Source organism: Sphingomonas qomolangmaensis (assembly GCF_024496245.1).
Lineage (GTDB): Bacteria > Pseudomonadota > Alphaproteobacteria > Sphingomonadales > Sphingomonadaceae > Sphingomonas > Sphingomonas qomolangmaensis.
This window is the reverse complement of the sequence record NZ_CP101740.1, coordinates 319,095-341,601: the sequence shown is the minus strand read 5'-3', so window position 1 is coordinate 341,601 and position 22,507 is coordinate 319,095. Positions and strand designations below refer to the sequence as shown.

Here is a 22,507-nt window from a genome sequence, read left to right as displayed (position 1 = left end):
CAATTTGGCCGCTTTACTATAAGATCAACGCTAGTGTTCAAGTGAAAGCGCACCCTTCTAGGGGGTTCTACTTACATAAAATCGGTCATTGAAGCCGTTTTAGTCCGATCTATTTTTGACGACCGTCATATCCTCTCATACACCCTGCCCGACAACGACGTTATTCGATTTGGACAGGAGGGGCTGATGACGTTACTTTCGGCATTCGAGATCGTATATGAAAATCTCGTTCCTACCGAGGTGGTTCCCGCAGGGCCCAACAATCCGCTGCTGGTACAGGGATATTTCATTCAGATTTCGGTGATCCCGTCGGCGTTTCAGAATGTGAACTTCAATATCGTCTTTCAGGAGACGACAAAGTTCTCCCAGGGACTGGGGCAGAGCGCACTACAGGCGCAGTTCATCGACGCACAGGGCAACGTCAACATCTTCCCGTCGAGCCAGTTCTTCGGATCGACCGCAAACGGCTTCCTCCAGCAGTCGATCTCGCCGGGCCAGACGCTGATCTATGGCGTGCAGTGCATCCCCGGCCTGACCACGGAGAAGGGCGCGATTCCGCAGGGCGGCACCGGGTGGCGCGGCACGGTACAGATCAATCCTTCGACCTCGAACGCGCTGATCGCCACCCCGACGCAGCGGCTGGTCTATTATAGCGGCGCCGACATCGACAATCCGGTGGTCGACGCCGTGGTGTACCCGGTACCCACCTTCAACGGCACGACGTTGATCTGATGATGCCAAGCCAGCTCTTCACCGCCTTCTGGCTTGGATACACCCCCTCGGGCCCCGGCGCCGGACCGACGCTGGCGGCGACCCCGTCCTATATCGATCGGGTCGTGCTGGCGTTCGGCAACCTGTATCCGGGTAACGTCACCTGCCAGGGCTTCCTCCAGAAGGCGAATAGCGAGGATTCGATCCGCAGCGGAATCGCCGCGATCCGCAGCAACGCGCCTAATACCAAGATCCTGTTGTCGCTGATCGGCACGCCCTCGCCCCCGGTAGGCTGGAATACCGGCATCACCGATCCCGCGGCGTTCGGCGATTGGTGCGCCAGCCTTGCCGAAAGCTGGGGGCTCGACGGCTTCGACATCGACAACGAGGATGTCGACACCTTTCCGGGGCAGCAGTTCGTCGACACCGTCATCGGCATGCGAAAGGCGATGCCCGACGCGCTGCTGACGCTCGACACGTATATCTTCGAACGCGACCAGACGGTGATCCAGCAGCTCGCGCCGTATCTCACCGGAATCAACACGATCGCCTATTTTGACGACTATGACACGATGACCGCGCTGGTCGAACAATATGCCACCGTCATCGAGCCCGGGAAGATTTCGATCGGGGTCAAGGCCGACAAGGTCGGTCCGGTCAGCCAGGGCACCACCGTCGAGGAAACCGCGCAGCTTTCGCAATGGAACCCGTCGAGCGGGGCCAAGGCGGGGATGACGTTGTGGAACCTCAGTTCGGATATCGAAAGCATCACCGGCCAACCCGACGGCACCTGGACGAATACCATCCACGAGAATCTGCCATGAGCCCGGCGGCAGTCGATCCGGCGGTACTGATGACGCTGGCGGGAATCGCTTATGGTGCGCCGGCTTCGATCGGCGGCTATCTGGCCGAAGCGACGCCGACTGCGGGTTGGCAGCTTGGCTGGCTGCCGACGCCGCCCGATCCGCCGGTCAACTTCGCCTATCTCGCCACCAGCGCCGATGGGGCGAGCGCGGTGCTTGCGATTCGCGGCACCTATCCCGATCCGTTTTCGTCGGCCTATTGGTATGACGGCAACGAGGACAGCCCGTTCGGCACGATGTCACCCTGGCCGAGCGGCGACGGGGCCAAGATTTCGGCGGGGACCCAACTCGCGCTCGACAATCTGCTGAAGCTCGCCGATCCGCAGGGTGTGACGCTCGAGGCGGCGGTCGCGGCGCTACCCGCTGCGACCACGCTTACCGTCACCGGGCACAGCCTGGGCGGGACGCTCGCCCCGGTGATCGCGCTGTGGCTGAGCGAACGCTTCGCCGACCGCGCGATCGCCGCTAGCAGCTTCGCCGGGATGACCCCGGGGAACGGCGCGTTTGCCGCGCTGTTCGGTCCGGGCACGGCGCTAGACGGCAAGGTGCAGCGCGTCTTCAACACGCTCGACACCGTTTCCTATGGCTGGGACCAGGTGCTGGCGACGCGCGACTTCTATCAGCCGGCGCCGCAGGGCGGGCTGGTGGTTGAGGCGATGCTACTGGCGACCGCCGCGCGCCTCGCGCTGGGTGGCTACGACTATACCGCGATCGGTACCCCGGTTGCGCTCGAAGGCAGCGTGCGCGCGATACCGATCGATTGCGCGCTGGTCGCCTATGTGATCGAAAACCTGCACCAGCATATGCCCGATACCTATCTGGAACTGCTCGGCGCCCCGCCGCTGCCCTTCTCGATCGGTTTCGGGACGATCGTCGCGCCCCGCGGACATAGCCTCGCCGCCGCTACACCGCTGCCCGCACTTCCTGTTGCCTATTTGTAACAGGCGGCGAGAACAAACCCATCCAGCCGATATTGCACCGCACTGCGACAAAAACAGCCTTGAGACTTTATAACATCGCAGTATGAAAGACGCGTTCCTCACGACGACGGGTCTTTCCATGCTCTTGCGTACCTTGCTTGCGACCTCGACGATGCTGGTTGCCGTGCCCGCGCTGGCGCAGCCGTCGAACGACACCGATCGCGCCGCGCCGGCTTCGGTGCCCGCCCCCGCGCCCGCCGCCGAGCCGCAGCGCGGCGATCACACCGCGCAGCCCAACGACATCATCGTCACCGCGCCCTATCAGCGCAATCGGCTCGACGTGCTGTCGGGCACCTCGGTGCTGTCGGGCGAAGTGCTGACGCGCGAATTGCGCCCCACCATCGGCGACACGCTCGCGCGCCAGCCTGGCGTATCGTCGACCTCGTTCGGCCCCAACGCATCGCGCCCGGTGCTCCGCGGCTTCCAGGGCGATCGCATTCGCGTGATGATCGACGGCATCGGCAGCATCGACGCCTCGACCAACTCGGTCGATCACGCCCCCGTCATCAACCCGCTCACCGCCGAACGGATCGAGGTGCTGCGCGGCCCCTCGGCGCTGCTGTTCGGGTCGTCGGCGATCGGCGGCGTCGTCAACGTGATCGACAACCGCATTCCGCGGCGGCTGCCCGACGAAATCATCCATGCCGATGTGCTAGCCACCTATGGCTCGGCCTCGGAAGAACGCTCGATCGCGGGTGAGGTCGAGGCGCGGATCGGCGGCAATCTGGTCGCGCATGTCGATGGCACCTATCTGCGCACCGGCGACCTGCGCACCGGCGGCTATCTGCTGTCGCCGAGCCTGCGCAGCATCGCGCTGACCAGCGACGAAGCCGAGGTTCGCGAGAACGCGAATCTGCGCGGTCGCCTGCCCAACAGCGCCGCCGAAACCTGGGAAGTCGCGGGCGGACTGTCGGTGATCACCGATCGCGGTCACCTGGGCTTCTCGGTCACGCGCTACGAAAGCACCTATGGCGTGCCCTCGCGGATCGAGTTCCAGCACGAGGAAGGCGACGATCACGACCACGCAGAAGGGGCCGAAGCCGAAGAAGGCCATGGCCACGAGAATGTCCGGCTGAACCTGAAGCAGACCCGGTTCGATATCCGCAGCGAGATCGAGACCGATGGCGGCTTCCTCGATCGCATCCGGCTGCGGCTGGCGGCGGCCGACTATCGCCACGACGAACTCGAGGAAACCGGCGAGATCGGCACCAGCTTCTTCAACCAGGGCTATGAAGGCCGGCTCGAGCTGGTGCAGGCGCAGCGCGGCGGTTGGCAGGGCGCGACCGGCGCGCAATTCTTCATCCGCGACTTCAGCGTGGTGGGCGAAGAGAAGTTCGTGCCGCGCAACACGACGCAGCAGCTCGGCCTCTTCACGCTGCAGTCGTTCGATTTCGGCGCGGTGCGCGCCGAAGTGGGGGGCCGCTTCGAGAATACCCAGCTCAAGGCGCAGCCCGATGCCGATCTGGACACGCCGCTCAACCGCCGCGAGTTCAACGCCTTTTCGGGATCGGTCGGCGCCAGCGTCGGCCTGAGCGACACCGTCCGCGTCGGCCTCAACGCCTCGCACACCGAGCGCGCGCCGTCGGCCGAGGAATTGTTCGCCAACGGCCCGCACGCCGGCACCCAGTCGTTCGAGATCGGCAACCCCGACTTCGACAAGGAAACCAGCTGGGGGCTAGAGGGCACGCTGCGCGGCACCGCCGGCCCGCTGACCTTCGGCGCGGCCGCCTATTACAACTGGTTCGACGATTACATCTATCAGTCGCCGACCGGCGAGGACGCCGACGAGCTGCCGGTGTTCCTGTATGCGCAGGCCGATGCCCGCGTCTGGGGCTTCGAGGTCGAGGCGGCGGCGAAGCTGGCCGAAGTTTCGGGGGTGGCGATCAACGTCGATGGCCTAGCCGATTATGTCCGCACGACGATCACCGGGGTCGGCCCCGCGCCGCGCATCCCGGCGGCGCGCTTGCTGGGCGGTCTCGAAGCGCAAGCCGAGCAGTTCGGCGGGCGGGTCGAGGTCGAGCATGTGTTCGAACAGAACCGCGTGACCGATTTCGAGCTGCCGACCGCAGACTATACGATGGTCAACGCCTCGCTGTCGTTCCGCCCGTTCGGACGCGGCAATGCGACGACCTTGCTGCTGCAGGCGACCAACCTGTTCGACGTCGAGGCACGCCGCCACGCGAGCTTCCTCAAGGACTTCGCGCCGCTGGCAGGGCGTGACCTGCGCGCGACGGTGCGGTTCCAGCTGTAGGGGGACTCCCTCCCCTCCCTGGTCAAGGGAGGGGAGGGCGTGGGTCGGTCTGTTGGCAAGCGCGTCGCCCTACAAGCAGCCAACCCACCCCCAACCCCTCCCTTCCAGGGAGGGGAGAAATAACTACCGCGCCGCCGGCAACCTGAGCCGCACCATCAGCCCGCCCAGATCCTCGCTCTCCTCGAGGCTCACCGTCCCGTCGTAAATCTCGGCGACGTCGCGCACGATTGCCAGCCCCAGACCGGTGCCGGGCTTGCCGCTGTCGAGCCGCACCCCGCGATCGAAGATGCGGATGCGGTCGCTTTCGGGAATCCCCACCCCGTCGTCCTCGACCAGGATTTCGACGAACCCCGCCTCGGCGCGTGCGGTGATGAACACGCTGCCGCCGCCATATTTCGCGGCGTTCTCGACCAAATTGCCGAGCATTTCGTCGAGATCCTGCCGCTCGATATGCGCGACAAGGTCCTTGCGCCCGTCGACGTCGATCCGGACATGCTGGTACAGCCGCGCGACCGCGCGCTCGACCGCCTGAATACTGGGCCACACCTCGGCGCGGCTATGCGCGCTGCCGCGCCGTCCCACCGCGCGCGCGCGCGCGAGATGGTGATCGACCTGGCGTCGCATCGTCCGCGCCTCGCGCACCACCGTCTCGGGCAGGTCGTCGGCGCCCGCGGTCGCGGCGTTCATGATCACCGTCAGCGGGGTCTTGAGTGCGTGCGCGAGGTTGCCCGCGTGGCGCCGCGCTTCTTCGGCCTGGCGCTCGTTGTGCGAGATCAGGTCGTTGAGCTCCTCGATGATCGGCGCGACCTCGGCGGGCATCGGCCCGTCGATCCGCGCCGCCTTGCCCCCGCGCATCTTGGCGAGCTCGCGTTGCAGATGGCGCAGCGGCAACAGCCCGTACCAGGTCTGCAGCGCCACCATCAGGATCAGCCCGACCCCGAGCAGCAGGAAGCTGCGGATCAGCGTTTCGCGCAGCGCCAATATCTGCGCGTCGAGCAGTTCACGCTTCTGCGCGATCTGGAAGCGCCACCACACTTTCGATCCGGGCAGCCTTACGTCGCGCTCGGCAACGCGGAGCTTCTCGTCGGCAAATTCTTCGGAGTCATAATAATGCGCCGAGCCCTTGGGCGCGTGATCGGTCACCCGCAGCCGGCGGTCCCACAGCGAGCGCGAAGGCTTGGGGTCGAACCCCGCGCCGCTGACCTGCCAATACAGCCCCGAATAGGGTTCGAAAAACCCCTGGTCGGCCAGCTCGCGGCTGAACTCGACCTGGCCATCGGGGCCGATCTCTGCCGACACGATCATCGAGGTCAGCAGATAATCGAGCTGTTCGTCGAAGCTGCGGGTGATCGCGCTCGACAGCACACGGTCGAGCGCGAAGCCGCCGCCCGTCAGCAGCAGCAGGATCCACGCGCTGGCGATGACGATCATCCGCCGGCTTAGCGATCCGGTCACGCGGACATAGGGACGCGGCCGATCGTGTGGCGCGGCGGCGGCCACGTCTTCGCCAGGGAGCGTCGACGCCATGATCAGGCCGGCGGCGGCGTGCCAGGCTCGTCGAGGCTGTAGCCCATGCCGCGGATCGTGGTGATGACGTCGCTGCCCAGTTTCTTGCGGATCCGCGTCACGAACACCTCGATCGTGTTCGAATCGCGATCGAAATCCTGGTCGTAGATGTGCTCGATCAGCTCGGTGCGGCTGACGACCTTGCCCTTGTGGTGGAGCAGATAGCTCAGCAGTTTATATTCCTGCGCGGTCAGCTTCACCGGCTCGCCCGCGCGCGTGACCTTGCCGCTGCGCGTGTCGAGGCGGATATCGCCCGCGGTCAGCTCGGCCGAGGCGTTGCCCGAAGCGCGGCGGATAAGCGCGCGCAGGCGGGCGATCAGTTCCTCGCTCTGGAAGGGCTTAGCGACATAATCATCTGCGCCTGCGTCGAGCCCGGCGACCTTGTCCGACCAGCTGTCGCGCGCGGTGAGCACCAGCACCGGCGTGGTCTTGCCCTCCTTGCGCCAACGATCGAGCACCGTCAGCCCATCGACCTCGGGCAACCCCAGATCGAGGATGATCGCGTCATATTGCTCGGTCGAGCCGAGATAATGGCCTTCCTCGCCATCGCTTGCCTGATCGACGGCATAGCCCGCCCCCACCAGCGTGTTGCTGAGCTGCTGGCGCAGATTGGGTTCATCCTCGACGATCAAGACGCGCATCGTTGTTCCTTCCGCGTGGGGGTCGTCAGTTGCCCGAACGCCCGAGGACCTGCCCCGAACGCCCGTCGACCGACACCCAGATCACATTGCCATCGCGCAGGAACTTCAGCGTGTAAACCGAACTTCCCGAATCGAATTCAAAGCCGAGATAGCGCGCACCGCGCAGCTGCGGCACCACGCGCCGCTCGATCTCGCGCAGCGGCAGCAGCCGTCCCTGCATCCGCGCCTCGCGCACCGCGTCATGGTCGCGCTGCCGCTGCGACGGTTCGCCGGCTACCGCGCCGAACGGAACCAGCAGGCACGCTATGCCAAGAAAACCACGCATCGCCGACATTGTCATCGGCTTTGCATAGGGTTCGGGCGTTGAACAGCCTCTGAATGGAAACGTCGCCATTCGGCAACGCGCGCGTGGCGAAATGGCAACGCGGCACGCACCCATTGCCGCTAAACCGTCCGCGCCCTAGAGCGTCCCCATCATGGCAGCACCCCTTCTCGCATTCGAAAATCTCGGCCTCGTACAAGGCTCGGGTTGGCTCTTTCGCAACCTCGACATCCATATCGGCGGGCGCGACCGCATCGCGCTGATCGGCCGTAACGGCGCGGGCAAGACGACCTTGCTCAAGTTGCTCGGCGGCCAGGTCGAGGCCGATGAGGGTCGCCGGGTCATCGTGCCCGGCACCAACGTCGTCACGCTCGAACAGGAGCCGCGGATGACCGGCTGCCTGACGCTGATGGACTATGTGCTGTCGGGCGACGATGCGCCCGCGCGGCATGAGGCCGAATCGATCGCCGACCAGCTCGGCATCGACCTGAGCCGCGAGGCCGCGACCGCGAGCGGTGGTGAACGGCGGCGTGCGGGCATCGCGCGCGCGCTGGCGCAGGATCCCGATGTGCTGCTGCTCGACGAGCCGACCAATCATCTCGACATCCACGCGATCGAATGGCTCGAGGAATGGCTGAACCGTTATCGTGGCGCGTTCGTCGTCATCAGCCATGACCGTACCTTCCTGACGCGGCTGACCAAGCAGACCCTGTGGCTCGATCGCGGTTCGATGCGTCGCGCCGAGATCGGCTTTGGCGGGTTCGATGCCTGGACCGAGCAGGTCTATGCCGACGAACAGCGCAATGCCGAGAAGCTCGACGCGCGACTGAAGCTGGAGGAACATTGGCTCCAACGCGGGGTGACCGGGCGGCGCAAGCGCAATCAGGGGCGGCTGACCAAGCTGTACGAAATGCGTGCCGAGCGCGCGGCGATGACCGGCCCCGCGGGCGCGGCGAACCTGACGACCGCTGCCGACAATTCCAAGACCAAGGTGGTGATCGACGCCAAGGGCGTGACAAAGGGCTATGGCGACCGCACGATCATCAACGACCTGACGCTGCGGATCACCCGCGGCGACCGGATCGGCATCGTCGGCAAGAACGGCGCGGGCAAATCGACGCTGCTCAAGCTGCTGACCGGCGAGATCGAACCCGATAGCGGGCACATCCGCCTCGCCAAGACGCTCGATCCGGTGATCATCGACCAGCAGCGCAGCAAGATGGAGCCCGAGAAGACGGTGCGCGAAGTCGTCGCCGATGGCGGCGAATGGATCGACGTCCTGGGGGTGCGCAAGCATATCCACGGCTATCTGAAGGAATTCCTGTTCGAACCGACGATGGTCGAGGCCAAGATCGGCACGCTGTCGGGCGGCGAACGGTCGCGATTGCTGCTGGCGCGCGAATTCGCGCGGCCATCGAATCTGATGGTGCTCGACGAGCCGACCAACGATCTCGACCTCGAAACGCTCGACCTGTTGCAGGAAGTGATCGCCGATTATGACGGCACCGTGCTGATCGTCAGCCATGACCGCGACTTTCTCGACCGCACCGTGACGATGACGATCGGGCTCGACGGATCGGGCACGGTCGACATGGTGGTGGGCGGCTATGCCGATTGGGAAGCCAAGCGGAAGGTGCGCCAGGTCGCTGCGAAGAAGGCGGGCAAGGCCAGCCCCGACGCGCCGAAGTCGAAGCCGGTGAAGCTCAGCTACAAGGACCAGCGCGACTTCGAATTGCTGCCCAAGCGGATCGAGGAGCTGGAGGCGACGATCGCGCGCGACGAGGAGCGGCTCGCCGATCCTGAGCTTTACGCGCGCGACCATGACGGCTTCGACCGGCTGATGGCGACGATCGCCCGCGCGCGCGAGGAAAAGGAAGCCGCCGAAGCACGCTGGCTGGCCCTGGCCGAGCAGGTGGAAGCGCTCGCGGCGGGGTGATAGGTTGCCGGCGCAAAGCAGGAGAGTCGGCATGGGCGAAGTGCGCAAGATCACGATCGAAATCGACGAGGACGAGGCGAGTGGCATTGATAGTGCCGTCGCCGCCGGCGATTATGTCGATGCCGAAGCCGCAGTGCGCGCAGCAGTCCGCTATTGGCAACATGCCCGCGATGCCGAGATCACGCGCCTTCGCGGATTGATCGCCGAAGGACTTGCAAGTGGCGATCCGCAGCCCGTCACCGACGAATGGTTCGAGGACATCATTCGCCGCGGGAAAGCTAGATTGGCGGCAGCGCGCGCCGATCTATAATGCGGGTCGATTATCTGCCCAGCGCCACCGGCGACCTTGACGCCGTTTTCTGGTATATCGCTCCTCACAATGAAGCAGCGGCCGAACGCTTGATCGGTCGGATCAAAGGCTCGATAAACAGGCTCGGAGATTATCCTAGGATCGGGTCCCCGCGTCCGGAACTGGGCAGGACGATCCGAACGCTTTCGGTATCCGATTATCTCGTGATTTACCGGGTCGAGCAGGTCGTAGAGATAATCCGGGTCATCCATGCGGCGCGCGACGTGCGATCGATTGACCTGACCTAGACCGCCCGCCCCTCGCGCCCGGCGACCTCGGTGACATATTGCCACGCCACCCGCCCCGACCGGCTGCCGCGCCGCGTCGCCCATTGCACCGCGTCGTGCGCGTCGAAGGGCAGGCCTTCGGCCTGGCAATAGCCCCGCACGATCGCGAGATAGCCCTCCTGGTCGAGCGCGTGGAAGCCCAGGCTCAGCCCGAAACGGTCGGCGAGCGCCAATTGGTCGTCGATCACGTCGCGCTGATTGATCGCGTCTTCCTGGTCGGCGAGGTTGCGCGGGATCAAATGGCGGCGGTTCGAGGTCACCACCAGCCGCGCATTGTCAGGCCGCGCCTCGGCCCCGCCCTCGAGCAAAGAGCGCAGCGACCGCGCATCGGCGGCGGTGTCGAAGCCCAGGTCATCGACGAAGATCACGAACGCGCGCGCGGTGCCGTCGATCGCCGCGAACAATGCGGGCAAGCTTCCGACCTCGCTCGCCCCGGCTTCGACGAGCGCCAGCGCGCCGCCTTCGGCCTGCACCGCGCCAACCACCGCCTTTACCAGCGCCGACTTGCCCATGCCGCGCGCGCCCCATAGCAACGCGTCCTGCGCCGCGTGGCCCGCGGCCAACCGGCGCAGATTGGCAAGCAACGTCGCCTTCTGCGCATCGATCCCCACCAGCCGGTCGATCGGCAGCGGCACGAACGACCGCGCGGCCGTCAGCGCACCACCGCGCCAGACATAGGCGGGGTGCGCAAGCGGATCGGCGGTGGCGGCGCGCGGCGGTGCCAGCCGGTCGAGTGCGTCGGCGATGCGCCTGAGCGTTTCGGCATTTCCCATGCCGGGTCGTTTCGGGGCAAGTCGCGAAACGGTCAAGCGATACGCCGGCTCACGACGCGCGCAGCTCGGCAATCGCCTGCGTCAGATGCGCGGCGATTCCGGGATGGCCGGGCGCGATCGCCGCTGCCTTGCGGAGCAACTGCACCGCCCCCTGGCGATCACCGCTGGCGCGCAACGCTTCGCCATAGGCATCGGCGACCATCGGGTTCTGTGGCTGCAACGCATAGGCGTCGCGCGCGAATTCGAGCGCCCGGTCTGTCTCGCCTATCGCGAGATGCGCCGTCGCCGACCCCAGCAGCACCGCCGCGTCGCGATTCCCTGCCACGGCTCGGATCGCCGCAAAGCTGTCGATCGCGCTGCCGGGTTCGCCACCCGCGAGCTGCCACGCCGCGCTGAGGCGCAGCGCCGCGAGGTTGCCCGGATGCTGCGACACGAACAGCGCGAGCGTGTTCGCCGCCTCGCCGCGCTGCCCGGCGGCGTCCTGCGCCTCGACCAGCCGGAGCATCGCGGGCTCGTCGAAGCGCAGCGAGGCGGCGCGGGCAAAGGCCTGCGCGGCAGGCGTCGGCTGGCGCGCCAGCATCGCTACGTCACCGATCGCGATATGCGCCGCGGGCAACCCCGGATAGCGCCCCGCCAGCGCTCGCGCCTCGGCAAGCGCCCCCTCCAGATCGCCGCTCCGCACCATCGCACGGACATAGGCGATCGTCGGTCCGGCCGCCCCCCGCGCCCGCCGAGCGCTCGCCAGCGCAGCGCTGAGATTGGTCCCGCCGACAAACGCCCCCGATCCGCCGCGCGCGGGCACCGCGGCGCGATCGAGCAGCCCGGCGGCGGGGTCGCGTTCGCCGATCCGCTCGAACGCGCGCGCGGCGGTGACCAGCGCATAGCTGTCGGCATCGCTGCGTTCGATGACCGGGCGCAGCGCGTCGATCGCGGCGCGCGAAGCGTCGGATCGCGCGAGCGCCGCCGCGAGCAGCCGGCGCGCGGTGAAATTACGTGGCTGGCGGTCGATCAAGCTGCGCAGCGTCGCGATCGCCTGTTCGAGGCGTCCGGCCTTGATGTCGACCACCCCCTTGAGCAGCAGCACCCCGGGCATCGATTCGCCCGCGCCGCCCAGCCGCTGGACGACCGATTCAGCGAGGGCGAAGCGCCCAGCGCGCGCCGCCAGCACCGCCTGCAGATACAGTGCCTGCGGATCCCCTGGGCGAACCGCTTCGGCGCGGCGTACTGTCGCGAGCATCTCGCGCGTGCGACCGATGTCGCCGAGCGTCGCGGCATAGGCGATCAACGCGCCGAAATGCCGCGGATCGCGGGCAGCCGCCTGCTCGAACCAGGGCAAGGCCGCGACCGGCCCGAACTGGCTGCGCACCATCTCGCCGCGCAGCCGCAGCGTATCGACCTGCCGCCGATCAGCAGCAATCGCGCGTTCGCTCGCGGCGATCGCCCCGCCTTCGTCACCGATATCCTGCCGGAACCGCGCAAGCGCCACCCACCCCGCCCAGTCGCCCGGCCGGGCAGCCGTCGCCGCATCGAGCAGCGCGCGTGCGCGATCGGTGTCGCCTTGGTCGGCGAGCGCCAGCGCACGAATGCGATCGGCATAGACGGCGTAGCGCGGATGGCTGCGTCCGACTTCGGCCAATGCCGCTTCGGCATCACCCTGGAGATAGCTCGCATGCGCACGCAATTGCGCGACGCGGCGCATGTCGAACCCTGCCTTCGCCGCGCGATCGAGCGCCGCCGCCGCACCGACTCCGTCGTCGAGCGCGAGCAGCGTCCGCGCCAGCACCGCGTGCGCCAGCCCGTGCGCCGGATCGGCAAGGACCGCTTCATGCGCCGCTGCGACCGCCGCGCTCGGGTTACCCGTCTGGAGCTCACCCAGCGCGCGCGCGATCGCCGCATCCGATCCCGCGCGATCGCTGCGCTCGGGCCACCGCGCGCGCGCAACGAAGATCGCGGCCAGCAGCGCGGCAACCACCAGCACCCCGATCGCCATCCGCCGTCGCAGCGTCCGGCGGGCGCTACGGCTGGAGGCCATAATTCTTCATAAGGTCGTATAGCGTCGGCCGGCTGATCCCTAGCAACCGCGCGGTGCCCGAGATGTTACCCTCGGCGCGCGCCAAGGCCTGCGCGATCGCGCCGCGATCGGCGGCCTCGCGCACCGCGCGCAGGTTGATCGGCAACGCGGCGTCGCGCTCGCCTAGGTCGAGGTCGGCGGCGGTCACCCGCGTGCCGTCGGCCATGATCACCGCGCGCTTCACCCGGTTCTCGAGCTCACGGACATTGCCCGGCCAGCCCCACCCCTCGATCGCGCTCACCGCATCGGGGGCGAAACCCTTGACCCCGCTCTTCATCGCCTCGGCATGGCGGCGCAGGAAATGCCGCGCCAGCAGGACCGCGTCGCCTGCACGCTCGGCGAGCGACGGAATGCGCACGACGATCTCGGCGAGCCGGTAATAAAGGTCCTCGCGGAACCGCCCCGCGGCGACCATGGCATCGATATCCTGGTGTGTCGCGCAGACGATCCGCGTGTCGACCGCGATCGGCTTGCGCCCGCCGACCCGCTCGACCACGCGCTCCTGCAGGAAGCGCAGCAGCTTCACCTGCAGCGGCAGCGGCACATCGCCGATCTCGTCGAGGAACAAGGTGCCCCCCGATGCCTGCTCGATCTTGCCCTCGGTGGTCTTGATCGCGCCGGTGAACGCGCCCTTTTCATGCCCGAACAGCTCGCTTTCGAGCAACGTCTCGGGGATCGCCGCGCAGTTGATCGCGACGAACGCGCCCTTTCGCCGCGGCGAGGCGTCGTGCAGCCCCCGCGCCAGCACCTCCTTGCCGGTGCCGCTCGCGCCGAGCAGCATCACCGAGACGTCGGCGGCGGCGACGCGCTCGATCGTCCGCGTGACCTTGAGCATCTCGGGCGCCGCGGTCACCAACCCGCCCAGCGCCGCGCCGCGATCGACGCGCGCCGCCAGCCGCCGGTTCTCGGCCTCGAGCGCGTGGACGTGAAACGCACGCACGACGATCAGCCCCAGCGCGTCGATGTCGATCGGCTTGGCGTAGAAATCATAGGCACCCTCGGCGATCGCCCGCAGCGCGCTTTCGTGCGCGCCATGGCCCGATGCGACGATCACCTTGAGGTCGGGTTTGAGCGCGAGCATCTCGGCGAGCGCGGCGAACCCCTCGCTGGTGCCGTCGGGATCGGGGGGCAGCCCCAGGTCGAGCGTGACGACCGCGGGCTCCTCGGCGCGCAGCAGCGTCATCGCCGAGGCGCGGTCGCCCGCGACCAACACCTCATAGCCTTCATAAGCCCAGCGCAGCTGGCGCTGGAGCCCGGTATCGTCCTCGACGATCAGCAATTTGCGCATCGGCTCGCTCACGCCGCGCGTTCCAGCGTGCCGGCGGTTGCGATCGGCAGCGTCAGGCGGAAGCAGCTCCCTTCGCCCTCGCGGCTGGTCACCTCGAGCGTGCCGCCCATCGCCACCGCGTGCTGGCGTGCCTCGAACGCGCCGATCCCGAAGCCGCTCGCCTTGGTCGACACGAACGGCTTGAACAGCCGGTCGCGCACGAATGCAGGCGACATGCCGCAACCGCGGTCGATCACCTCGATCACCACGCGATCGGGATGGTAGGAAATCGCGATTCCAACGGGCTCGCCCGGCGCGCTCGCCTCGACCGCGTTCTGGACCAGATGATGGAGCACTTGTTCGAGCCGGGTGGGGTCGGCGAGCGCAAGGACATCCGATGCGCCGGTCACCACCACCGGATGGACCAGCCTCCGCGCGCCCGCGATCGCCTGCGCCAACGCGAATACCGGCACCGGTCGCGGCGGATCGGCGCGCGGCGGTTGCGCCTGCGACAGCCGCGCGATCAGGTCGGTCATCCGAGTCGCCGATTCGTTGAGCGTCGCGACCATGTCGGCGCGGAACGCCGGATTGTCGGCATGCCGCTCGGCATTGCGCGCGACCAGGCTGAGCTGGCTGACGAGGTTCTTGATGTCGTGCAGGATGAAGGCGAATCGGCGGTTGAACTCCTCGAACCGCTCGGCCTCGGTCAGCCGCGCCTGTGCGCGCGCTTCGGCGAGGTAGCTCGCGACTTGGCGGCCGACGACCTTGAGCAGGTCGAAATCCTCCCAATCGAGCGCGCGATCGATCGGCGGGCGCGCGAGCACGATCACGCCAGCCAGCGTGGCGAGGTGCGGCAGCGGCACCACCACCCAGGCGTCGGGCAAGTCGATCAGCCATTGCGGCACCGCGTCGCTGTCCTCGGCGGGGCTGCGCCCGGCGCGCACCTCGTCGAGTTCGACGATCCGCCCGGTGGCTTCGAGATGGCGGACCAGTTCGGGTGCGGTGGCGGTGGCGGGCAGCGCGGCGACCTCCCAGTTCCACGCCGCCCCCATGCCGAGCCCGCCAGCGTCGGGAACGAGCAGCAATCCCGCGGGCGAATCGGTCAGATCGGCGATCGCCTTGACCATCCGCTCGTCGAGCGGCGCGATATCCTCGGGTTTGCCCAGCGTATCGGTGAAGCGCAGCCATTCGGCGCGATAGTCATAACGGTGACGGAACAGGTGCTTAGCGAGCTTCACGCGAGTCCAGGCGCGGAGCCATCCGGTCGACAGGACCGCCAGCGCCGCTGCGGTCGATCCGCAGACGAAGGCGGTCTGCCATAGCCGCGCATGCCCGCCGCCGATCATCTGAAGCCCGCCGGTCACGGCGGCGAGCAGCGCAAAATAGCCGAGGATCGCCAGCAGCGAGAGCGATTGCATCGCCGCCGCGCGCGACAATTGCACCGGACGCGCGCCGCCGCGCTGCAGCGCCACCGCGAGCACCGCGGCGAGCCCCACCAGCACGATGCCGCGCGCCGCCACCAGCTCGGGCGGCCAGTCCTGTGTCGCCCAGGCGAGTGTCAGCAGATTTACCTCGACCAGCCACATCGCCGCCGCCACCCGCGCCAGTGCCCGCGGCGCACCGCTGGCAAACGCGGCATATGCGTTGCGCGTCATCACCAGGGCGCCGATCGACCCCAGCAGCCGCAGGATATAGCCGGCTTCGAGCATCGCGGCGGTCGATACCGCGCCGCCGCCTTGGGCGGCCATCGCGGTCAACAATCCCCCGATCGCCAGCACCGCCGACACGGTGAGGTGAAACACCGCCGCCGCCGGCCCAGCTGCAGCGTGCCCGCGCCGGTACAGCCAGTGGACGACGACCAACCAGGCGAGGTTGCGAGCAATATTGATCAGCTGGGTAACCGCGGCGTCGCCGCCGATGCCGGCTACCGCCAACGCCCACAAGCCAGTCGCCGCAAAGGCAACCGCGAGCACGATGCGCCCCGACCCCGCCGGCTGCCGGGTGGTGGACAATGCGAGCGCTGCGAACGCCAGCGCCGCCAGCGCGTGGCTCCACAATACCAGGAAGGCGATCATCGCCGGGTCACCGCGCACCCTCGGGCCACAGCACCACGCGGATCGTCTGCAACAGGATCAGGATGTCGAGAAAGGGCGAATAGTTCTTGGCGTAGTATAGATCGTATTCGAGCTTCTGCCGCGAATCCTCGATCGAGGCACCATAGGGATAGTTGATCTGCGCCCAGCCGGTGATTCCGGGCTTCACCATGTGGCGCTCGGCATAATAAGGCAGCTGCTGTTCGAGATCGTCGACGAATTGCGGGCGCTCGGGGCGCGGGCCGACGAAGCTCATCTCGCCCTTGAGCACGCTCCAGCATTGCGGCAGCTCGTCGATCCGCGTCTTGCGGATGAATCGGCCGACCGCGGTGATCCGCGGATCGTCCTTCTCGGCCCATACCGCCTGCCCCGGCACCTCGGCATCGACTCGCATCGAGCGTAGCTTCACGATGTCGAAGCCCTGGCTGTACAGCCCGACGCGGCGCTGGCGATAGAAGGCCGGGCCCCTGCTGGTGAGCTTCACCACCAGCGCCATCAACAGGATCACCGGCAGCGTCAGCGCCAGCAGGATCAGGCTGGCGGTCAGGTCGAACAGCCGCTTGAACACGCTCGAAAACATCCGCCCCGACGAAAAGCCGTCGGAGAAGATCAGCCAGGACGGGTTGAGGCTGTCGAGATCGACCCGCCCGGTTTCGCGCTCGAGGAAGGTCGAGATTTCGTTCACATGCACACCGGTGGTCTTGATCCGCACCAGGTCCTTGAGCGGCAGCGCGTTGCGGCGCTCCTCGAGCGCCAGCACGACCTCATAGGCGTTGAGCAGCACGACATGATCGGCAAGGTTGAAGATCGCATCGCGCGCGATCGCCTCGGGGATCACCCGGTTGGCCTCGCTCATCGAGACATAGCCGACGACGACGAAGCCCGCACCGGGCGCGCGCGCCAGCGCCTTCAGCCGCGCCGCCCGCGGGCCCGCACCGAGCACCACTACACGGCGTTTGAATATTTGCCCGCCCAGCGTCTTGCCAATCAGCAGCCGCAGCACGAACAACAGCCCGATCGCCGCGATCATCGCGTAGAGGAGGTTCGAGCGCCAGAAGGTGAGCGCAGGCACCAGGAAGAACAGCACCGCCAGGAAGATCGTCCCCAGCGACACCGCGACGATCAGCCGTGCGGCGGCCACGCGCATCGATGTCAGCGCCTCGGGGCTGTACGCGCCGACCGCGATCATCGCGGTGCCAAGGCTCGCGGCGAAGCTCAGCAATTGCGGGATGCGGGTCGTGAACGCCTCGGGATCGAGCCCCAGTTCGCGCACGCGATACTGCCAGCCGAACTCGGCAGCGGCGATCAGACACAGGAAATCGAGCAGCGCCAGCAGCAGCACCGCGTTCGGCACATAATGCTTGAACAGGCGGATCATCGCGCTCGCTCCGCAGGCAGATATGTAAGGTTGGCCGACACATGTCGGAGATGCCAACAATTGACGAAGAAAAGCTGAACGCCGCGCGTTTGCTACCAACCTTGACCGCTTTCCCTGCGCCGTTGGTCCGCCTATAGCGGCGGCACCCTAAAGAAAGACTGCTGCATGACATCGTCGAACCCGATCATCCCCGTCATCCTTTCCGGCGGATCGGGCACGCGATTATGGCCGATGTCGCGGCCAGAAATGCCCAAGCAGCTGCTCGCGCTGACCGCCGACCAGACGATGCTCCAGCTGACCGCGCAGCGCGCGGGGATCGCCGAGCGCTTCGCGCCGCCGATCGTCGTCGCCAACGCCTATCATGCCGACCTGATCGACGCGCAGCTCGCCGCAGTCGATGCCGTCGCGGCGTCGCTGATCCTCGAGCCCGCGGGCCGCAACACCGCCCCCGCGATCGCGCTGGCGGCGATTGCCGCGGGCGGCGGTGCGCAGCCGCTGCTGGTGATGCCGTCGGACCATGTCATCGCCGACCTGCCCGCCTTCCACGCCGCGATCCACCGCGCGATCCCGATGGTTTCTGAAGGTTGGCTCGTGACTTTCGGGATCACCCCTGACGCGCCCGAGACGGGCTATGGCTATATCCAGGTCGGTGAGGCGATCGCTGCCGGGGTCCACCGCGTCGAACGCTTCGTCGAGAAGCCGCCGCGCGAGCAGGCCGAGGCGATGGTCGCCAGCGGCGACCATGCGTGGAACGGCGGCATCTTCCTGTTCCGCGCCGACATGTATCTGGCGGCGCTCGCGGCGCATGCCCCCGACATGCTCGCGGCAGCCGAGCAATCGATGGAAAAGGCGCGGCGCGAGGGGAACCGGATCTGGCCCGATGCCGAGGCCTTCGCCGCCTCGCCCTCCGATTCGATCGACTATGCGGTGATGGAAAAGGCCGATCGCGTCGCGGTGGTGCCGGTGGCGATGGGCTGGAGCGACGTCGGCAGCTGGGACGCGCTGCACGCGATCAGCGAGGGCGATGCTGGCGGCAACGTCTGCCGCGGCGACGTGGTGGCGATCGAGACCGCCAATTGCTTCGTCCGTGCCGACGGCAAGCGGGTCGCGCTGGTCGGCGTGTCGGACCTGATCGTGGTCGCGAGCGGCGACGACGTGCTGATCCTGCCGCGCGGGCGCAGCCAGGAGGTCAAGCGGCTGCTCGAAGCGATGAAGAAATAGGGCCATATTCCCCTCCCGCCTGCGGGAGGGGCTAGGGGAGGGCGTGTCCTAAGCCGCCACTGCCTTGGGGATCATAAACATCCCCTCCCCCGACCCCTCCCGCAAGCGGGAGGGGGGAAGAAGTCAGTCGCCGGCGCCGGGTTCGGCGGAGAAATGCTCTTCGAACTTGTTCGCGACGCCCTTGAACGCGTCAGCGTCGTCGGGGGTCTGGCCGGCGTTGCGCGTGACGTTGGGCCATTGCGCCGAGAAGGTGTTGTTGAGCTCGAGCCATTGTTCGAGCCCGCTCTCGGTGTCGGGCAGGATCGCCTCGGCTGGGCATTCGGGTTCGCAAACGCCGCAATCGATGCATTCGCTGGGGTTGATCACCAGCATATTCTCGCCCTCATAGAAGCAATCGACGGGGCAGACCTCGACGCAATCCATATACTTGCAGCGGATGCAGGCGTCGGTGACGACGTAGGTCATTGGCAGTGTTGCTCCAGAAGGCGGGTCGGGGATGCTGCTATGCCGCACCATGCTGAACGTCAACGCCCTTGGAGCTGGCAAGGTCCAGTGCGGTGTAATGCAAGGCGGCCTCGGCCGGCGGTCCGCGGCGTGCTGGCAGCGCTTCGATCCGGACCACCCGGACATTGCCGTGCAGCGGAAACGCCAGCACCGACCCGACCCGGACGCACGCCGAACTACGCTCGATCCGCCGGCCATCGAGCCGCAAGGTACCCGCCTCGGCGATTCGCTGCGCGATCGATCGCGACTTGGCAAAGCGCGCATACCACAGAAACAGGTCGAGCCGCATCTCGGCCCCCGCCGCCGCGCTAGCCCCCCTGCTAGCCCCCATGCTAGCCATTCCCGGCGACCAGCTCACGCAGCGCGGCAAAGGCATTGCCCGGGCTCGCCGCCACCGGCGAGGGGCGCGGGGTGCGGCTGCCGCGCCATTTCCAATGCGGCGGCCCTTCGGGCTGCGCCTCGCCGCGGAAGCCCAGCAACACCATCAGCTTGGCGAAGCTTTCGGGCGACAGCCCGATCGAGGTCGCGAGCGCCGGATCGGGGATAAACGGCGCCCGACCCGCGCGCGCGTCATGCGCAGCGCGCGCGATCCGTTCGACCAGATCGACTCGCACCGCCTGGCCACCGATCGGGCGGAAGCCGCTTTGCAGCGACGCATCGCCCGACGGCAGCACCGTCGCGCCGACCGGTACCGCGGCGCCGATCGCCTCGCCGCGCCGCGCCGCGAGCAGCGCCAGCCGCCAGCGCGCGGGCAGCGGCTTGAGCAAGCGCGGGTCGAACACATCGAGCGTGCCGATCACCAGCCCCGCCTTGCGCAGCCATTGCCGCGCCTGGCCGTCGAGCGCCGCCACCGCATCGACGATATCGGCGCGCGGCGCGATCCCCCCCGCCTCGCCCAGCGCGGTCGCGACCGCGCGCAGCGCCGCGGGGGCGGCGGGATCGCGGGTGATCTTGTCGAGCCACACCAGGGGCGGGACATGCCGGCGCAGTTGTTCGGCGACCCAGCGGTCGATCCGCGCCGCCACCGCATCGCGACTTGCGCGTTCGAGGCAGTCGAGCGTCCGATCGAGCCGCACCACCGGACGTGCGGTGGCAGCGCCACCCATGAGGCGCGCAACGACATGCCCGTCCCAGGTGATCGCTGGTTGCTCGCCCGCATCGCCCACCAGCGCCAGCGCGCGATCGTCGGCGGCTACCAGCGCGTCACCGCGCCGCTTCCATTCGCCCGCCAGCCTCTTCTCCGCCGCCGCCAGCAGCATGCGCTTATCACCCGCGCGCGCATCGGGGGCGACGGTGAAGCGAAACCCGTCGAGCCGCCCGAGCAATTGTTCGTCCACCAGCACTTCGCCCCCGCCGCCGATCGTTACCGGAAGCGCGCTGGCATCGGCGCCGATCTTGCGCAGCAGCACCGTCGTCCGCTTGTCGACGAAACGCTGCTGCAGGCTGGCGTGGAGCGCGTCGGACAGTCGCTCCTCGATCGCGCGGGTGCGCTCGGCCCAATGCGTCGGATCGAGCAGCCAGTCCTTGCGATGCGCGATATACGCCCAGCTGCGCGCGCCCGCGATCCGCCCCGCGAGCGTTTCGACATCGCCCTCGGTCCGGTCGAGCCGCGCAATCTCGTCGGCGAACCATTGGTGCGGCAAATGGCCATTACCCTCGGACAAATGCCCGAACACGCGGCCCACGAAGCGCGAATGCGGGTCGAGCCCCAGCTTGCGGAAATCGGGCAGGCCGCACGCCGCCCATAATCGCTGCACCATCGCCGGCGATCGCGTGCGCTGGCGTACCCAATCCTCGTCCGCCAGCCGCTTGAGCACCGCCAGGTCGATCGCCTGCGGCGCGGCGCGCAGCATCTCGTGCGCCGGGCGCATCTCGAGGCTGGCGATCAAGGCGTCGAGCGAGGAGAAATCGGGCTCGCCCTCGCGCCAATAGAGCTGGCGCAGCGGCGGCACCTGATGCTCCTCGATCGCCATCACTTCCTCGGGACCGAAGGCGCTCGGCCCTTCCTCGTGCAGCGCGCCGAAGGTGCCGTCGCGCTGGTGCCGCCCCGCGCGCCCCGCGATCTGCGCCATTTCGGCCACGGTCAGCCGGCGGGTGCGCCGCCCGTCGAACTTGTGGAGCGAGGCGAAGGCGACGTGCGCGACGTCCATGTTGAGCCCCATGCCGATCGCGTCGGTGGCGACCAGATAATCGACCTCGCCCGCCTGGAACATCGCCACCTGCGCGTTGCGCGTGCGGGGGGAGAGCGCGCCCATCACAACCGCGGTGCCGCCGCGCAGCCGCCGGATCGCCTCGGCCACCGCGTACACTTCCTCGACCGAGAAGGCGACGATTGCGCTGCGCTTGGGCAGCCGCGACAATTTGCGCGCACCGGCATAGCTGAGCGTCGAAAAGCGCGGACGGCTGATGATCTCGGCCTCGGGCACCAGCGCCTTGAGCATCGGCTTGAGCGAGGCCGACCCGAGGATCATCGTCTCCTCGCGCCCGCGCGCGCGCAGCAGACGGTCGGTAAAGACGTGGCCGCGCTCGGGATCGGCGCTCAACTGCGCTTCGTCGAGCGCGACGAAGGCGACGTCGCGATCGGTGGGCATCGATTCGGCGGTGCAGAGGAACCAGCGCGCCTTGGGCGGCAGGATCTTCTCCTCGCCGGTCAGCAACGCGACCTCGCTCGGCCCTTTCAGCGCGACGATTCGATCATAGACCTCGCGCGCCAGCAACCGGAGTGGAAACCCCATGATGCCGCTCGAATGCGCAACCATCCGCTCGACCGCGAGGTGGGTCTTGCCGGTGTTGGTCGGGCCAAGCACGGCGGTAACGGGACTACGCTCGAACTGACTCATCGCCCGAACAACATCGGGGGTGCGAAGGCCATGCGCAAGCGCACATTCGTGCGGGCTCCTTGGCTCTCGCCAATCCTCCCCCGCCAGGGGGAGGTGGCGGGCGCTCAGCGCCCGGCGGAGGGGGCGGAGGGGGGGGCCGTGGTGGGGAATACCGACGGGCATCGCTTTCCTCCCCCTCCGTCAGCCTTTGGCTGACACCTCCCCCCTGGCGGGGGAGGATGAGGCTGGAGCGGGTTTCGCCTCGGCCATGACCCAAGCGCACAGGGTGCCGCCACCCCAAATCCTCCCCAGCCAGGGGGAGGTGGCGGGCGCTCGCGCCCGGCGGAGGGGGCGGAGGGGGGAACCTTGGTGGGGAATACCGACGGGCATCGCTTTTCTCCCCCTCCGTCAGCCTTTGGCCGACACCTCCCCTTGGCGCGGGAGGATGACGCTGGCGGGAGGAGTATCCCCCATC

At 67.7% G+C, this 22,507-nt stretch carries 19 protein-coding genes; 8 read left to right on the top strand and 11 right to left on the bottom strand.

The features are described from left to right. The first annotated feature begins 186 nt into the window (after positions 1–186). From NMP03_RS01735 to NMP03_RS01720, 4 genes are all read left to right on the top strand, one after another. Positions 187–732: a hypothetical protein gene (locus NMP03_RS01735; protein WP_256506827.1), complete on the top strand. Its 546-nt coding sequence runs from the start codon at positions 187–189 to the stop codon at positions 730–732. Then, the gene (locus tag NMP03_RS01730) at positions 732–1,535 is read left to right on the top strand and encodes a glycoside hydrolase family 18 protein (protein ID WP_256506826.1); all 804 of its coding nucleotides are present in this window, start codon (positions 732–734) and stop codon (positions 1,533–1,535) included. Before NMP03_RS01735 ends, NMP03_RS01730 begins: the two co-directional genes overlap by 1 nt. Beyond that, positions 1,532–2,515 (top strand): lipase family protein, encoded by a 984-nt coding sequence (locus NMP03_RS01725; RefSeq protein WP_256506825.1) that lies wholly within the window; start codon positions 1,532–1,534, stop codon positions 2,513–2,515. Before NMP03_RS01730 ends, NMP03_RS01725 begins: the two co-directional genes overlap by 4 nt. 151 nt (positions 2,516–2,666) lie before the next feature. Next, positions 2,667–4,805 carry a TonB-dependent receptor gene (locus tag NMP03_RS01720; RefSeq protein ID WP_406698403.1) on the top strand — a complete coding sequence of 713 codons (2,139 nt, stop codon included), beginning with the start codon at positions 2,667–2,669 and terminating at the stop codon, positions 4,803–4,805. Between the two features lie 123 nt (positions 4,806–4,928). Here NMP03_RS01720 and NMP03_RS01715 read toward each other — a convergent pair whose 3' ends face one another. From NMP03_RS01715 to NMP03_RS01705, 3 genes are read right to left on the bottom strand one after another with little or no spacing between them, the layout of a single operon-like run. After that, the gene (locus NMP03_RS01715; protein WP_406698072.1) at positions 4,929–6,332 is read right to left on the bottom strand and encodes a sensor histidine kinase; all 1,404 of its coding nucleotides are present in this window, start codon (positions 6,330–6,332) and stop codon (positions 4,929–4,931) included. A gap of 2 nt (positions 6,333–6,334) precedes the next feature. Then, the gene (locus NMP03_RS01710) at positions 6,335–7,012 is read right to left on the bottom strand and encodes a response regulator transcription factor (protein WP_256506823.1); all 678 of its coding nucleotides are present in this window, start codon (positions 7,010–7,012) and stop codon (positions 6,335–6,337) included. A gap of 25 nt (positions 7,013–7,037) precedes the next feature. Next, positions 7,038–7,352 (bottom strand): hypothetical protein, encoded by a 315-nt coding sequence (locus tag NMP03_RS01705; RefSeq protein ID WP_256506822.1) that lies wholly within the window; start codon positions 7,350–7,352, stop codon positions 7,038–7,040. Between the two features lie 136 nt (positions 7,353–7,488). Here NMP03_RS01705 and NMP03_RS01700 point away from each other — a divergent pair, with 136 nt between their 5' ends. Genes NMP03_RS01700 through NMP03_RS01690 form a run of 3 tightly spaced genes read left to right on the top strand, consistent with a single transcriptional unit; the run spans position 7,489 to position 9,867 of the window. Continuing rightward, positions 7,489–9,270 (top strand): ABC-F family ATP-binding cassette domain-containing protein, encoded by a 1,782-nt coding sequence (locus tag NMP03_RS01700; protein WP_256506821.1) that lies wholly within the window; start codon positions 7,489–7,491, stop codon positions 9,268–9,270. 31 nt (positions 9,271–9,301) lie between these two features. Beyond that, on the top strand, positions 9,302–9,580 hold the full coding sequence (locus tag NMP03_RS01695; protein ID WP_256506820.1) for a ribbon-helix-helix domain-containing protein: 279 nt from the start codon (positions 9,302–9,304) through the stop codon (positions 9,578–9,580). Beyond that, positions 9,580–9,867 (top strand): type II toxin-antitoxin system RelE/ParE family toxin, encoded by a 288-nt coding sequence (locus tag NMP03_RS01690; protein ID WP_256506819.1) that lies wholly within the window; start codon positions 9,580–9,582, stop codon positions 9,865–9,867. The genes NMP03_RS01695 and NMP03_RS01690 overlap by 1 nt, the downstream gene beginning before the upstream one ends. On the opposite strand, the gene NMP03_RS01685 is transcribed toward NMP03_RS01690, so the two are convergent. The 5 genes from NMP03_RS01685 to NMP03_RS01665 are packed head-to-tail and all read right to left on the bottom strand — an operon-like array spanning position 9,864 to position 17,488. Further along, positions 9,864–10,679, bottom strand: a complete 816-nt coding sequence (locus tag NMP03_RS01685) for an ATP-binding protein (RefSeq protein WP_256506818.1) — start codon at positions 10,677–10,679, stop codon at positions 9,864–9,866. The two genes, NMP03_RS01690 and NMP03_RS01685, sit on opposite strands and share 4 nt — an antisense overlap. Before the next feature lie 49 nt (positions 10,680–10,728). After that, complete coding sequence (locus NMP03_RS01680) at positions 10,729–12,711, bottom strand: tetratricopeptide repeat protein (protein WP_256506817.1); 1,983 nt, start codon at positions 12,709–12,711, stop codon at positions 10,729–10,731. Further along, entirely contained in the window at positions 12,695–14,038 is a 1,344-nt protein-coding gene (prsR, locus tag NMP03_RS01675) for a PEP-CTERM-box response regulator transcription factor (RefSeq protein ID WP_256507973.1), read from the bottom strand. The genes NMP03_RS01680 and prsR overlap by 17 nt, the downstream gene beginning before the upstream one ends. Positions 14,039–14,046: 8 nt before the next feature. After that, positions 14,047–16,110, bottom strand: coding sequence for an XrtA/PEP-CTERM system histidine kinase PrsK (gene prsK, locus NMP03_RS01670; RefSeq protein WP_256506816.1), 2,064 nt, complete (start codon positions 16,108–16,110; stop codon positions 14,047–14,049). Further along, positions 16,100–17,488, bottom strand: coding sequence for a TIGR03013 family XrtA/PEP-CTERM system glycosyltransferase (locus NMP03_RS01665; RefSeq protein ID WP_256506815.1), 1,389 nt, complete (start codon positions 17,486–17,488; stop codon positions 16,100–16,102). Before NMP03_RS01665 ends, prsK begins: the two co-directional genes overlap by 11 nt. 231 nt (positions 17,489–17,719) lie before the next feature. Here NMP03_RS01665 and NMP03_RS01660 point away from each other — a divergent pair, with 231 nt between their 5' ends. After that, positions 17,720–18,709: a mannose-1-phosphate guanylyltransferase gene (locus tag NMP03_RS01660; protein WP_256507972.1), complete on the top strand. Its 990-nt coding sequence runs from the start codon at positions 17,720–17,722 to the stop codon at positions 18,707–18,709. A gap of 123 nt (positions 18,710–18,832) precedes the next feature. On the opposite strand, the gene fdxA is transcribed toward NMP03_RS01660, so the two are convergent. Genes fdxA through NMP03_RS01645 form a run of 3 tightly spaced genes read right to left on the bottom strand, consistent with a single transcriptional unit; the run spans position 18,833 to position 22,053 of the window. Then, complete coding sequence (gene fdxA, locus NMP03_RS01655; protein ID WP_033922413.1) at positions 18,833–19,174, bottom strand: ferredoxin FdxA; 342 nt, start codon at positions 19,172–19,174, stop codon at positions 18,833–18,835. Positions 19,175–19,211: 37 nt separating this feature from the next. Then, positions 19,212–19,544 carry an RNA-binding S4 domain-containing protein gene (locus NMP03_RS01650; RefSeq protein ID WP_256506814.1) on the bottom strand — a complete coding sequence of 111 codons (333 nt, stop codon included), beginning with the start codon at positions 19,542–19,544 and terminating at the stop codon, positions 19,212–19,214. Position 19,545: 1 nt separating this feature from the next. Continuing rightward, positions 19,546–22,053: a helicase-related protein gene (locus NMP03_RS01645; protein WP_256506813.1), complete on the bottom strand. Its 2,508-nt coding sequence runs from the start codon at positions 22,051–22,053 to the stop codon at positions 19,546–19,548. Positions 22,054–22,507 lie beyond the last annotated feature (454 nt).